Origin of the sequence: Streptomyces sp. NBC_00536 (assembly GCF_036346295.1) — a bacterium.
In the GTDB taxonomy this organism is placed as follows: Bacteria; Actinomycetota; Actinomycetes; order Streptomycetales; family Streptomycetaceae; genus Streptomyces.
Map to the genome: position 1 here is coordinate 4,160,083 of NZ_CP107819.1, position 13,222 is coordinate 4,173,304.

The 13,222-nt window shown below is 68.9% G+C and carries 9 protein-coding genes and 1 tRNA gene; all 10 read right to left on the bottom strand.

Annotated elements, in window-relative coordinates; genetic code table 11:
- Positions 1-71: 71 nt before the first annotated feature.
- The 10 genes from OHS33_RS18180 to dnaA all read right to left on the bottom strand — a co-directional run bounded on the left by OHS33_RS18180 (position 72) and on the right by dnaA (position 13,175).
- A complete protein-coding gene (locus tag OHS33_RS18180) occupies positions 72-206 on the bottom strand; it encodes a DLW-39 family protein (RefSeq protein WP_208809277.1) in 135 nt (44 codons plus the stop codon).
- 179 nt (positions 207-385) lie between these two features.
- Positions 386-459 (bottom strand) — tRNA-Ile (locus tag OHS33_RS18185).
- Positions 460-563: 104 nt separating this feature from the next.
- Entirely contained in the window at positions 564-1,238 is a 675-nt protein-coding gene (locus OHS33_RS18190) for a DUF3566 domain-containing protein (protein WP_330331477.1), read from the bottom strand.
- A gap of 2 nt (positions 1,239-1,240) precedes the next feature.
- Positions 1,241-3,835 (bottom strand): DNA gyrase subunit A, encoded by a 2,595-nt coding sequence (gene gyrA, locus OHS33_RS18195; protein ID WP_330331478.1) that lies wholly within the window; start codon positions 3,833-3,835, stop codon positions 1,241-1,243.
- Positions 3,836-3,875: 40 nt separating this feature from the next.
- Positions 3,876-5,933 carry a DNA topoisomerase (ATP-hydrolyzing) subunit B gene (gene gyrB / locus OHS33_RS18200; protein ID WP_330331479.1) on the bottom strand — a complete coding sequence of 686 codons (2,058 nt, stop codon included), beginning with the start codon at positions 5,931-5,933 and terminating at the stop codon, positions 3,876-3,878.
- A gap of 325 nt (positions 5,934-6,258) precedes the next feature.
- Complete coding sequence (locus tag OHS33_RS18205) at positions 6,259-6,804, bottom strand: DUF721 domain-containing protein (protein WP_330331480.1); 546 nt, start codon at positions 6,802-6,804, stop codon at positions 6,259-6,261.
- The gene (recF, locus tag OHS33_RS18210; protein WP_330331481.1) at positions 6,801-7,952 is read right to left on the bottom strand and encodes a DNA replication/repair protein RecF; all 1,152 of its coding nucleotides are present in this window, start codon (positions 7,950-7,952) and stop codon (positions 6,801-6,803) included. The genes OHS33_RS18205 and recF overlap by 4 nt, the downstream gene beginning before the upstream one ends.
- A 78-nt stretch (positions 7,953-8,030) precedes the next feature.
- Positions 8,031-8,906 (bottom strand): phosphogluconate dehydrogenase (NAD(+)-dependent, decarboxylating), encoded by an 876-nt coding sequence (gene gnd, locus OHS33_RS18215; RefSeq protein WP_330331482.1) that lies wholly within the window; start codon positions 8,904-8,906, stop codon positions 8,031-8,033.
- 180 nt (positions 8,907-9,086) lie between these two features.
- Positions 9,087-10,217 (bottom strand): DNA polymerase III subunit beta, encoded by a 1,131-nt coding sequence (dnaN, locus tag OHS33_RS18220; RefSeq protein ID WP_330331483.1) that lies wholly within the window; start codon positions 10,215-10,217, stop codon positions 9,087-9,089.
- A gap of 843 nt (positions 10,218-11,060) precedes the next feature.
- Entirely contained in the window at positions 11,061-13,175 is a 2,115-nt protein-coding gene (gene dnaA, locus OHS33_RS18225) for a chromosomal replication initiator protein DnaA (RefSeq protein ID WP_443065315.1), read from the bottom strand.
- Positions 13,176-13,222: the final 47 nt, after the last annotated feature.

A 13,222-nucleotide genomic window follows, 5' to 3' on the forward strand; every position in this document is an offset into this window, starting at 1 on the left:
GACCGGCCCCGGAACAGCACGAAGCCCCGACCGCAGCGGCAGTCGGGGCTTCATGAGATCAATCTTCGGTCTCACACACCGGAACCAGAAGGCACGGAGTCAGTTGCCTCCGTCCACAGGTCCTGCTCGGCGCGGTCCGCCTGGATCTGGCGGTACACGAGGAGCCCGCCGATGGCGGCCAGTGCGACCAGGAGAAGCTTCTTCACCGCGCGACCTCGTCCTTCGTTGACGTTGGGGACTACTGGCGCCCGACTATACACACCGACCGATACCGATCGGTTACCTGGGAAGGCCCCTGACGGCCCAACGCCCTTGCGCTCCCGGAGAGAAGGCCGGGAACGAGAACGGTCCGGCGGAGAATCTCCGCCGGACCGAATCCGTACTGTGGGGCTAACAGGATTTGAACCTGTGGCCTCATCCTTATCAGGGATGCGCTCTAACCAACTGAGCTATAGCCCCTCCGCGCTGTGCGCTGACTTGATGAAGATTAGCGCACAGACCGGGTCAGTCCAAAATCCGCTGCCGGACGGCGTCCGCGCAGGTCATTCGTGGCTCACTCTGGCTCACTCGTCCTCGGCGAGGGTCAGCTCGATGCCGCCCACGAAGCCCGCGGAGAGGTTGTAGATGAAGGCCCCCAGCGTTGCCAGCGCCGTCGCGAGCACCACGTCGATGACCGCGATCACCGAGGTGAAGATCAGGACGCGCGGCAGCGACAGGAACGACTGGAGGTCGAAGCCGTTGCTCTCGTTGGAGCCGGTGGCCTCGCTGATGGTCCCGCCGACGGTCGAGAAGACGCCCATGGCGTCCATGACCATCCACAGCACCACCGACGCCACGATCGTGCAGATGCCCAGCGCGATCGACAGCAGGAAGCTGACCTTCATCACCGACCACGGGTCGGCCTTGGCCACCCGCAGTCGTGCCTTGCGCGTCCTGGGCGCCGTGCGCACGCCCGTCTGCGGCCCCCGCTGCGCCGCCGCCGCGCCGCCGCCGCGGGGCGCCCCCGGGCCCGAGGGCGCCGGACGGGCCTGCGACGGCTGTGACGGCTGCTGTGACGGCTGCTGTGACGGCGACGACGGCTGCTGCGGCTGTGCGGGACGGTTCTGCCCGTCCGCTGCGCCGGCCGGAGGCTTCGGGTCTCGGGTGTCCGTCACGGTTCCCCCCTGGGAGTCCGCGGCGGGGCCACGGGCACCGTTCGCTCCAGTCTTTGCCGGTCCGGCGCCCGTGGCTCCACTCACGCTTACTCCTCGTGCTCCCCAGCCGAAGGCTGCGTGCCCTCGGCGGCCTCGGTGGCCTGTCCCTCGGCTTCCTCGGTCTCGTCGACCTCGTCAGCCTCCTGGCCCGCCTCGGCGTTACGAGCGATACCGACCACGGCATCGCGCTTGCCCAGGTTGATCAGCTGGACGCCCATCGTGTCACGGCCGGTCTCCCTGACTTCGTTGACGCGCGTACGGATCACACCACCGCTGAGGGTGATGGCGAGGATCTCGTCGGTGGCGTCGACCACGAGCGCTCCTACGAGCGAACCGCGGTCTTCCACGATCTTGGCAGCCTTGATGCCCAGACCGCCACGTCCCTGGACGCGGTATTCGTCCACCGGCGTCCGCTTGGCGTAGCCGCCGTCGGTCGCGGTGAAGACGAACGTACCGGGCCGGACCACGCTCATGGAGAGCAGTTCGTCACCTTCACGGAAACTCATGCCCTTCACACCCGAGGTCGCGCGGCCCATCGGGCGCAGCGCGTCGTCGGTGGCGGTGAAGCGGATCGACTGCGCCTTCTTGCTGATCAGGAGCAGGTCGTCCTCGGCGGAGACCAGCTCGGCGCCGATCAGCTCGTCGTCGTTGCCGTCGCCCGTCTCCCGGAGGTTGATGGCGATGACACCACCCGAACGGGGGGAGTCGTAGTCCTTGAGCGCCGTCTTCTTCACCAGACCGGCCTTGGTGGCCAGGATCAGGTACGGGGCGGCCTCGTAGTCGCGGATCGCGAGGATCTGCGCGATCTGCTCGTCCGGCTGGAAGGCCAGCAGGTTCGCCACGTGCTGGCCGCGGGCGTCCCGGCCGGCGTCCGGAAGCTCGTACGCCTTGGCTCGGTAGACCCGGCCCTTGTTCGTGAAGAACAGCAGCCAGTGGTGCGTGGTGGAGACGAAGAAGTGGTCGACCAGGTCGTCCTGCTTCAGCTTCGTGCCGCGCACGCCCTTGCCGCCGCGCTTCTGCGAGCGGTAGTCCTCGGTCTTGGTGCGCTTGACGTAGCCGCCGTGCGTGATCGTGACGACGATGTCCTCTTCGGCGATCAGGTCCTCCATGGACATGTCGCCGTCGAAGGGCACCAGCTTGGAACGCCGGTCGTCGCCGAACTTCTCGACGATCGCGGCCAGTTCCTCGCTGACGATGGAGCGCTGACGCTCCTCCGAGGCCAGGATCGCGTTGTACTCATTGATCTTGGCCTGGAGTTCGTCGTGCTCGGCGACGATCTTCTGCCGCTCCAGGGCCGCCAGGCGGCGGAGCTGCATCTCCAGGATCGCGTTCGCCTGGATCTCGTCGATCGACAGCAGGCCCATCAGGCCCTCGCGCGCGATCTCGACGGTGTTGCTGCGCCGGATCAGCGCGATGACCTCGTCGATCGCGTCCAGCGCCTTGAGCAGACCGCGCAGGATGTGGGCGCGCTCCTCCGCCTTGCGCAGGCGGAAGCGCGTGCGCCGGACGATGACCTCGACCTGGTGCGTGACCCAGTGGCGGATGAACGCGTCGATCGACAGCGTGCGCGGCACCCCGTCGACCAGCGCCAGCATGTTCGCGCCGAAGTTGGTCTGGAGGTCGGTGTGCTTGTAGAGGTTGTTCAGCACGACCTTGGCGACGGCGTCGCGCTTGAGCACGATCACCAGGCGCTGGCCGGTGCGGGACGAGGTCTCGTCGCGGACGTCGGCGATGCCGCCGACCTTGCCGTCCTTGACCAGGTCGGCGATCTTCTGCGCGAGGTTGTCCGGGTTGGTCTGGTACGGGAGTTCCGTGACCACCAGGCACTGGCGGTTCTGGATCTCCTCGACCTCGACCACGGCGCGCATCGTGATGGAGCCGCGACCGGTGCGGTACGCCTCCTCGATGCCCTTGCGGCCCACGACCAGCGCGCCGGAGGGGAAGTCCGGGCCCTTGATCCGCTCGATGAGCGCGTCCTGGAGTTCCTCGTGCGAGGCCTCCGGGTGCTCCAGCGCCCACTGCGCGCCCGCCGCGACCTCGCGGAGGTTGTGCGGCGGGATGTTGGTCGCCATGCCGACCGCGATGCCCGCGGAGCCGTTGATCAGCAGGTTCGGGAAGCGCGCCGGCAGGACCGTCGGCTCCTGGTTGCGGCCGTCGTAGTTGTCCGTGAAGTCGACGGTCTCCTCGTCGATGTCCCGGAGCATCTCCATGGCCAGCGGCATCAGCTTGCACTCGGTGTAGCGCATCGCGGCGGCCGGGTCGTTGCCCGGGGAGCCGAAGTTGCCGTTGCTGTCCACCAGCGGCATGCGCAGCGACCACGGCTGGGCCAGGCGGACCAGGGCGTCGTAGATCGAGGAGTCGCCGTGCGGGTGGTACGTACCCATGACGTCACCGACGACGCGGGCGCACTTGTAGAAGCCCTTCTCGGGCCGGTAGCCGCCGTCGTACATCGCGTACAGCACGCGCCGGTGGACCGGCTTGAGGCCGTCCCGGACGTCGGGCAGGGCGCGGGAGACGATGACGGACATCGCGTAGTCGAGATAGGAGCGCTGCATCTCGGTTTCGAGCCCGACGGGCTCGATGCGCATGACGGGCTGCTCCTCCGCGGGATTCTCCGCGGTGGGGGTGGTTTCGTCGGCCATTGCTGGTCAAAGATCCTTTCAGGCGGTCAGCTGAGCCGACTCAGATGTCGAGGAACCGAACGTCCTTGGCGTTGCGCTGGATGAACGAGCGCCGGGCTTCGACGTCCTCGCCCATCAGCACGGAGAACAGGTCGTCGGCCTGTGCCGCGTCGTCCAGCGTGACCTGGCCGAGGACGCGGTGGTCCACGTCCATCGTGGTGACGCGCAGCTCCTCGGCGTTCATCTCACCGAGACCCTTGAAGCGCTGGATCGAGTCTTCCTTGATCCGCTTGCCCTGGCTCTTGCCGAGTTCGACCAGCGCGTCGCGCTCGCGGTCCGAGTACGCGTACTCGAAGTCGTCGCGGCCCCACTTGATCTTGTACAGCGGCGGGCGGGAGAGGTACACGTGCCCGGCCTCGACCAGCGGCCGCATGAAGCGGAAGAGGAAGGTCAGCAGCAGGGTGTTGATGTGCTGGCCGTCGACGTCGGCGTCCGCCATCAGGATGATCTTGTGATAGCGGAGCTTCTCGATGTCGAAGTCCTCGTGCACACCGGTGCCGAAGGCGCTGATCAGCGCCTGGACCTCGGTGTTCTGGAGAATCTTGTCGATCCGCGCCTTCTCGACGTTCAGGATCTTGCCGCGGATCGGCAGGATGGCCTGGTACATCGGGTTGCGGCCCGACTTGGCCGAGCCGCCGGCCGAGTCGCCCTCGACGATGAAGATCTCGCACTTCGACGGATCGTTCGACTGACAGTCCGACAGCTTGCCCGGCAGCGAGGCCGACTCCAGCAGCCCCTTGCGGCGGGTCAGGTCACGGGCCTTGCGGGCCGCGACGCGCGCCGTGGCCGCCTGGATCGACTTGCGGATGATGTCCGCGGCCTCGTTCGGGTTCCGGTCGAACCAGTCGTTCAGGTGCTCGTGGACGACCTTCTGCACGAAGGTCTTGGCCTCCGTGTTGCCCAGCTTGGTCTTCGTCTGGCCCTCGAACTGCGGCTCGCCCAGCTTCACCGAGATGATCGCCGTCAGACCCTCGCGGATGTCCTCACCGGCGAGGTTGTCGTCCTTCTCGCGCAGGAACTTCTTCTCGCGCGCGTAACGGTTGACCAGACCCGTCATCGCCGCACGGAAGCCCTCCTCGTGCGTACCGCCCTCGTGCGTGTGGATCGTGTTCGCGAAGGAGTAGACCCCCTCCGTGTACTGCGAGTTCCACTGCATCGCGATCTCGACCGAGAGCATGCGCTCCTTGTCCTCGGCCTCGACGTCGATGACGGTCGGGTGGATCAGCTCGCCCTTGCGGGAGTTGAGGTACTTCACGAAGTCGACGATGCCGCCCTCGTAGTAGTACTTCACCGTGCGCGCCTGGTTGTCGTCGGACTCTTCGGCCGAGTCCGCGCCCACCGTGGCCTTGGCCGACTCGCGCTCGTCCGTCAGCGTCAGGGTCAGGCCCTTGTTGAGGAAGGCCATCTCCTGGAAGCGGCGCGAGAGCGTCTCGAAGGAGTACTCGGTCGTCTCGAAGATGTCGCCGTCGGCCCAGAAGGTGACCGAGGTGCCGGTCTCGGCCGTCTCCTCGTTCTTGGCCAGCGGGGCCGTCGGTACGCCCAGCTTGTAGTCCTGGGTCCAGCGGTGGCCATCCGTCTTGACCTCGACCGCGACCTTGGTCGACAGGGCGTTCACGACGGACACACCGACGCCGTGCAGACCGCCGGAGACGGCGTAGCCGCCACCGCCGAACTTGCCGCCCGCGTGCAGGACCGTCAGGACGACCTCGACGGCCGGCTTCCCCTCGGACGGCACGATGCCGACCGGGATGCCTCGTCCGTTGTCGACCACGCGCACCCCGCCGTCGGCGAGGATCGTCACGTCGATGGTGTCCGCGTGCCCGGCCAGGGCCTCGTCGACCGAGTTGTCGACCACCTCGTACACGAGGTGGTGGAGCCCACGCTCACCGGTCGAGCCGATGTACATGCCCGGCCGCTTGCGGACCGCGTCCAGGCCCTCGAGGACCTGGATCGCGCTGGCGTCGTACGAGGCGGTGACCTCGCCGTTCTGGCCGGCGGTGGACTGGTTGTCGTTGGGGTTGCCGGAATCGGCCACGAAGCGCCCTTTCTGGCACAGCACAGGCCGTACTCCGGGCCAGCAGGCATGCGAGCAGGAGCGGCTGCGTCAATCTGCGTTGTCAGCTTTTGTCGACTGGATCCCGCAAGGCGGCGGGATTTCCGTCAGTCTACCGGTACCACGGACATGAATGGGGGTTTGCCAGTACCTGAGTCCGCATGTGCCGCCCTCAACCCGCACTCTCCGACTCCCCATATCCGGGCAGGGGCTCAAAGAGGCTCACACGGGCGTCCAGCGCTTCGGGCTGTCAACCTCCCGCCACCGTGAGCGAGACCACTCGCACCTCCGCGCGGGGCGGCTTGCCGGCACGCCCCGCGACCGTCCGCGCTCAGCCGTACGTGTCCCCCGGGCCCTTGCTGCCCGGGGCGCGCAGCGGCCCGTACCCGCGGGCCCGCCCGCCCGGTCCCTGCACCTTGAGCAGCCGGACCGTGCCCTGGCCGAGGTCCTCGTTGAGCCGGGCCACCAGCTGCGGGGCGAGCAGCTTCAGCTGGGCCGCCCAGGCCGAGGAATCGCACCGCACGACCAATTCACGGTCCTCGTAGCGCTCCGGTTCACAGTGCGCCGCCACCTCCGGGCCGACGATCTGCGCCCAGCGCTCCATCACGCCCGCGACCGCCATCGGCATCTCCCAGCCGCGCTCCGTGCGCAGCCGGTCCAGCGCCGCCATCAGCGGCATCGGGTCCCGGCCGTCCGCCCGGGCGCCCGAGCGCAGGCCCGGCTGGCCGTGCCGGGACTTCTTGCCGCCCGCCGCCAGACCGCGCGCCCGCGCCTGCTCGCGCGCCGCCGCCAGGGCCTGGCGGGCCAGGTCGACACCGGACGGCTCCGGCGCTCTGGGGGTCCCGGCCGCCTCGGGGCCGCCCCGCTCTTCGCTCACCACCGCGTCACCTCACCGCCGGACACCCCGAACCGAGCCCCCGCCAGCACCCCCGGAACGTCGTCGTCCACGGCGGCCGTCACCAGTACCTGCTCGCCGCCCGCCACCAGCTCCGCCAGCCGCTCCCGGCGCCGCGCGTCCAGCTCGGCGAACACGTCGTCCAGGACCAGCACCGGCTCGCTGCCCTCGGAGCGCAGCAGCTCGTAGGAGGCGAGGCGCAGCGCCAGCGCGTACGACCAGGACTCGCCGTGGCTCGCGTACCCCTTCGCGGGCAGCTCGCCGAGGCTCAGCAGCGCGTCGTCGCGGTGCGGTCCCACCAGGGTCACCCCGCGCTCGATCTCCTGCTTGCGGGCCTCGCCCAGGGCGCCCATGAGTACGTCGTACAGCGCTTCCCGGGTCCGCGCGGCGCCGGAGTCCACGGCCTCGCCCGCCGCCCCGGCCAGCGAGGTCGGGCGGTAGACCAGCCCGAGCGGGCCGCCGCCGGGCGCGAGCTGCTCGTACGCCTTGTCGGCCAGCGGCAGCAGGGTCGCGATCAGGTCGAGGCGCTGGGCCAGCAGCTCGGCGCCGGTGCGGGCCAGGTGCTGGTCCCACACGTCGAGGGTGGAGAGGTCCATGGAGCGGCCGCCGTGGCGCCGGGCCATCGCGGCCGACTTCAGCAGGGTGTTGCGCTGCTTGAGCACGCGCTCGTAATCGGAGCGGACCGCCGCCATCCGCGGCGAGCGCGCGGTGACCAGCTCGTCCAGGAACTTGCGCCGCTCCCCCGGGTCGCCCTTGACCAGGGCCAGGTCCTCCGGGGCGAACAGCACCGTGCGTACGATCCCCAGCACGTCACGGGGTTTGACCTGCGAGGACCGGTTGATCCGGGCCCGGTTGGCGCGGCCCGGGTTCAGCTCCAGCTCGACCAGCTGCTGCCGCTCGCCCTGGGTCACGGCCGCGCGGATCACGGCGCGCTCGGCGCCCATCCGTACGAGCGGGGCGTCCGAGGAGACCCGATGGCTGCCCAGGGTCGCCAGGTAGCCGACGGCCTCGACCAGATTCGTCTTGCCCTGGCCGTTGGGGCCCACGAAAGCGGTCACGCCCGGGTCGAGCGGAACCTCGACCCGGGCGTACGAGCGGAAGTCGGCCAACGACAGATGCGATACGTGCATGACGGCGCCGACCTCCCCCGGCCCTACTGCTTGTGGTGCTGTGGTGCTGTGGTGCTTTGTCGGTTCGGTGGTTCGGGGTTACTTCTTCTCCACCGCGTGGCCGCCGAACTGGTTGCGCAGCGCGGCGATCATCTTCATCTGCGGGGAGTCCTCCTGGCGCGAGGCGAAGCGCGCGAACAGCGACGCGGTGATCGCCGGCAGCGGCACCGCGTTGTCGATCGCGGCCTCGACCGTCCAGCGGCCCTCGCCGGAGTCCTGGGCGTAGCCCTTGAGGCCCGCCAGGTGCTCGTCGTCGTCCAGTGCGTTCACCGCCAGGTCCAGCAGCCAGGAACGGATGACCGTGCCCTCCTGCCAGGAGCGGAAGACCTCGCGGACGTCGGTGACCGAGTCGACCTTCTCCAGCAGCTCCCAGCCCTCGGCATAGGCCTGCATCATGGCGTACTCGATGCCGTTGTGAACCATCTTCGCGAAGTGGCCCGCACCGATCTTCCCGGCGTGTACGGCGCCGAAATCGCCCTCCGGCTTGAGGGCGTCGAAGACCGGCTGGACGGCGGCCACGTGCTCCGGCGCACCGCCGTACATCAGCGCGTAGCCGTTCTCCAGGCCCCAGACACCGCCGGAGACGCCGCAGTCCACGAAGCCGATGCCCTTGGCGGCCAGCTCGGCGCCGTGCTTCTCGTCGTCCGTCCAGCGGGAGTTGCCGCCGTCGACCACGACGTCACCGGGGGAGAGCAGTTCCCCCAGCTCGTCGACGGTGGACTGGGTGGCCTCGCCGGCCGGGACCATCACCCACACCACGCGGGGGGCCTGCAGGCTGTCCACAAGTTCGGACAGGCTGTGGACATCGGCGAGGTCCGGGTTGCGGTCGAATCCGATGACGGTGTGGCCTGCGCGGCGGATGCGCTCGCGCATGTTGCCGCCCATCTTGCCGAGACCGACGAGACCGAGCTCCATCAGGTGGTTCCTTAAGCGTCGAGGCGATTTTTCCCGGGATTTCCCGCGTCCGAGCCTACGCCGGGCCGCGCGGCCCGGCCCAGCTGGCGCCCCCGGGAAGGCGGCAGGCCCGGACCGCGGGCGGCGGGTCCGGGCCTGAGCGGCCTGCTGCGGACGGACTGTGTCCGGTTCAGCCGGAGATCAGCCGGAGAGGCGCACCGGCATGATCAGGTACTTGTACGCCTCGTCCGCCTCGGCGTCGACGGCCGGGCGGCCGCTGAGCAGCGCGGGCTTCGTCGAGGTGGTGAAGCTGAGCTGGGCGGCGGGCGAGTCGATCGCGCTCAGGCCGTCCAGCAGGAAGGTCGGGTTGAAGGCGATCGAGATGTCGTCGCCCTCCAGCTTGGCGTCGACGCGCTCCACAGCCTGTGCATCGTCGCTGGAACCGGCTTCCAGGATCAGCACGCCCTGCTCGAAGCTCAGGCGGACCGGGGTGTTGCGCTCGGCGACCAGGGCCACGCGCTTGACGGCCTCGACGAACGGGGCGGTCTCGATCACGGCGACCGAATTGAACTCGGTCGGGAACAGCGTGCGGTACTTCGGCAGGTCGCCTTCGAGCAGACGGGTGGTGGTGCGGCGGCCCGCGCCCTCGAAGCCGATCAGGCCCTCGCCCTTGCCGGAGCCGGAGAGCGCCAGGGTGACCGTGTCTCCGCTGGTCAGGGACTTGGCGGTGTCCAGGAGCGTCTTGGCGGGCACCAGGGCCACGGCCGAGGCCTCCGGGTCCTCCGGCTTCCACGTGAACTCGCGGACCGCGAAGCGGTAGCGGTCGGTGGAGGCCAGGGTGACGCGCTCGCCCTCGATCTCGATCCGCACACCGGTCAGCACCGGCAGCGTGTCGTCACGGCCGGCGGCGATGGCCACCTGGGCGGCGGCGGAGGCGAAGACGTCACCGGGAACGGTGCCGGTCGCGGTCGGCATCTGCGGCAGCGCCGGGTATTCCTCCACAGGCAGGGTGTGGAGTGTGAATCGCGAGGAGCCGCAGACCACGGTTGCCCGTACACCGTCTGTGGAAATCTCCACCGGCCGGTTGGGGAGGGCGCGGCAGATGTCGGCGAGCAGCCGGCCGGAGACGAGGACGGTGCCGTCCTCCTCGACGTCCGCCTCGACCGAGACGCGGGCCGAGACCTCGTAGTCGAAGCCGGAGAGGCTCAGGGAGCCCTCCTCGGCCTTCAGGAGAAGGCCCGCGAGAACGGGCACCGGCGGCCGGGCCGGGAGGCTACGGGCGGCCCAAGCCACCGCCTCCGCGAGTACGTCGCGCTCCACCCGGATCTTCACCGGAAACCGCCTCCTGCTGATTGCTGGCCTTCGTCGTCGGCTGGAGGCTCTCTGCCCCGATGCCGGAGACCAGTCTGACGTACGGCGCCGACAGGCGTCGCTGCTGGCGGTCAAGTCGGGTGGGAGGTGTCGGGAGGCCGCTCTCGACGAGTTGTGCACAGGGCCTGCTTGAAAACCAGACCAGGCCTAACTGTCTATGGGGGTAGTAGTAGGGCCTGTGGATACAGTGGATAACTGCCTTTTCGCAGGTCAGCCACCCTTTTTTGTCCACCGCGCCTGTGGGCGGAGCCGGTGGAAAACCCATGGTGTCTGTGGAGAACAAAAACTTCTGCACAGGCCGTCCCCAGGTGACCCCGGTTACTCCACAGGTGCGTCCCCAGGTTTCCCCCGGTACTCCACAACCCAAACGTCTACATCGGTGTGACCGCTTTCACTCGGGGCGGTGAGAGACCCCTCCGAGTTGCCGAACAGTGGACAACGGTGTGGAGAAGCCCGCCGATCCTGTGCACGGCTGATCCAAACCTGTGGGTTGCCGGTGGACAGAGCCGTGGACGAACCTGTGGACAAAAAGTTGTCCACAGCCTGTGGACAACGATTGCGCACAATTCCACAGGGTCATGACCTGGGCTGATGATCTCTCAGGAGACTCCCCTGTGGACAGATTGTGGGCGACGGGACCGGTCCCCAGGCTGTGGACGACAGAAAGTCGCCCGATCTGTGGATGAGTTGGCCTCGCGGGGGCGTATTCGAACAACTTGGGGGCGCGCGCACGACGAAGGGCGCCCCCGGTGTGGTCCGGGAGCGCCCTTCGGCAGTGCTCACTGGCGGGCCCAAGGCCCGGAATCAGGCGTTCTTGATGCGGTTCGTCAGCTCCGTGACCTGGTTGTAGATGGACCTGCGTTCGGCCATCAGAGCGCGGATCTTGCGGTCCGCGTGCATCACGGTGGTGTGGTCGCGGCCGCCGAACTGCGCCCCGATCTTGGGCAGGGAGAGGTCCGTCAGCTCCCGGCAGAGGTACATGGCGATCTGCCGGGCCGTGACGAGCACCCGGCTGCGCGAGGAGCCGCACAGGTCGTCCACGGTCAGCCCGAAGTAGTCGGCGGTGGCCGCCATGATGTCCGAGGCGGTGATCTCGGGGGCCGAATCCTCGCCGCCCGGGATCAGGTTCTTCAGGACGTCCTCGGTCAGACCGAGGTCCACCGGCTGCCGGTTGAGGCTGGCGAAGGCCGTCACCCGGATCAGCGCCCCCTCCAGCTCGCGGATGTTGCGCGAGATCCGGGAGGCGATGAACTCCAGCACCTCCGGCGGGGCGTTGAGCTGCTCCTGGACCGCCTTCTTGCGCAGGATCGCGATCCGGGTCTCCAGCTCGGGCGGCTGGACGTCGGTGATCAGGCCCCACTCGAAGCGGTTGCGGAGCCGGTCCTCCAGGGTGACGAGCTGCTTGGGCGGCCGGTCGGAGGACAGCACGATCTGCTTGTTCGCGTTGTGGAGGGTGTTGAAGGTGTGGAAGAACTCCTCCTGCGTCGACTCCTTGCTCGCGAGGAACTGGATGTCGTCGACGAGCAGGATGTCCATCTCGCGGTAGCGCTTGCGGAACGCGTCGCCCTTGCCGTCGCGGATCGAGTTGATGAACTCGTTGGTGAATTCCTCGGAACTCACGTACCGCACCCGGGTGCCCGGGTAGAGGCTCCGCGCGTAGTGCCCGATCGCGTGCAGCAGGTGCGTCTTGCCGAGCCCCGACTCCCCATAGATGAAGAGCGGGTTGTAGGCCTTCGCGGGGGCCTCGGCGACGGCCACCGCCGCGGCGTGCGCGAAGCGGTTGGAGGCGCCGATGACGAAGGTGTCGAAGAGGTACTTGGGGTTCAGCCGGGCCGTGGGCTCCAGCGGGCCCGAGGAGGAACCGCCGGAACCGCCGGACGAGCCCGACTGCCGGCCCGTGCCGCTCTGGCCGCCGGGGCCACCGGGACCGCCCGGGCCGCCAGGACCCGTGCGTCCGGGGGTGGGGCGCGGCGCGGGCTGCTCGTACTGCTGCTGCTCGTAGCCGGACTTGTCGTAGGACTGCTGCTCGTAGCCCTGCTGACGGTTCTGCTCGTACTGCTGCGGGTCGTACGGGGGCTCGTAGCCCTGGGGTTCGGGCTGCTGGAGGTAACCGGGCTGCGGGGAGGCGTACGGGTCGCGCTCCGGGTAGCCGCCGAGGCGGGGCTGCTGCCAGCCGTACTCGTCCTGCTGGCCGCCGCGGGGCCAGGCGCCGGGCTCGGGGCGCTGCTGCTGGTAGTCCGGGTAGGCCGGGCGGGCGTTGGGGAGCTGGTCGTCGGCGGGGCCGGTGTGGCCCGAGTGACCGGTGTGACCGCCGGAGCGCTGGCCGGGGTAGGGCCCGGACTCGTAGGAGTCGCGCTGCGCGGCGGGGGGCGCCTGCGGCGCGGGCTCGCCCGCGGAGTCGTCGACGGTGATGGCGATCCGGATCGGACGGCCGCACTCGCGGCTCAGCGCGTCGCTGATCAAGGGGGCCAGGCGGCCCTCCAGGACCCGCTTGCCCCATTCATTGGGGACGGCGAGCAGCGCAGTGTCGGCGACGAGGGCCAGCGGCTGGCAGCGTTCGACCCACTGCTTGTCCTTGGGCTCGATGCCCTGCTGACCTTCCCCGAGCAGCTTCTCGAGCACGCGCGGCCACACTGCGGCAAGATCGGCAGGTACGTCAGCCACAGAGCACGCTCTCTCACGGGGGTCCCACGAATGTGTGGTTCTTTGGGACGGTCGGGACAAAAAATCAGGGGTCGGGCAACGGTAGTCAGGCCGACGGGTACGGTTCAAGTCGTTGTCCACAGCCTGTGCACAGTGGACCACGCCATCGGCTCGGTTTGACCGGATGGCGTAGCCGCGCGTACCGTAACGAGGTCGAGTTGTCGATGGCTGCTGCCGCCTGCCTACCGATGGGCGAAGGTCACTGATCGTGATCATTTAGCGGCGCTCGGGCGAACACGCGAGTTTCCTCGTGGGCGCACGGT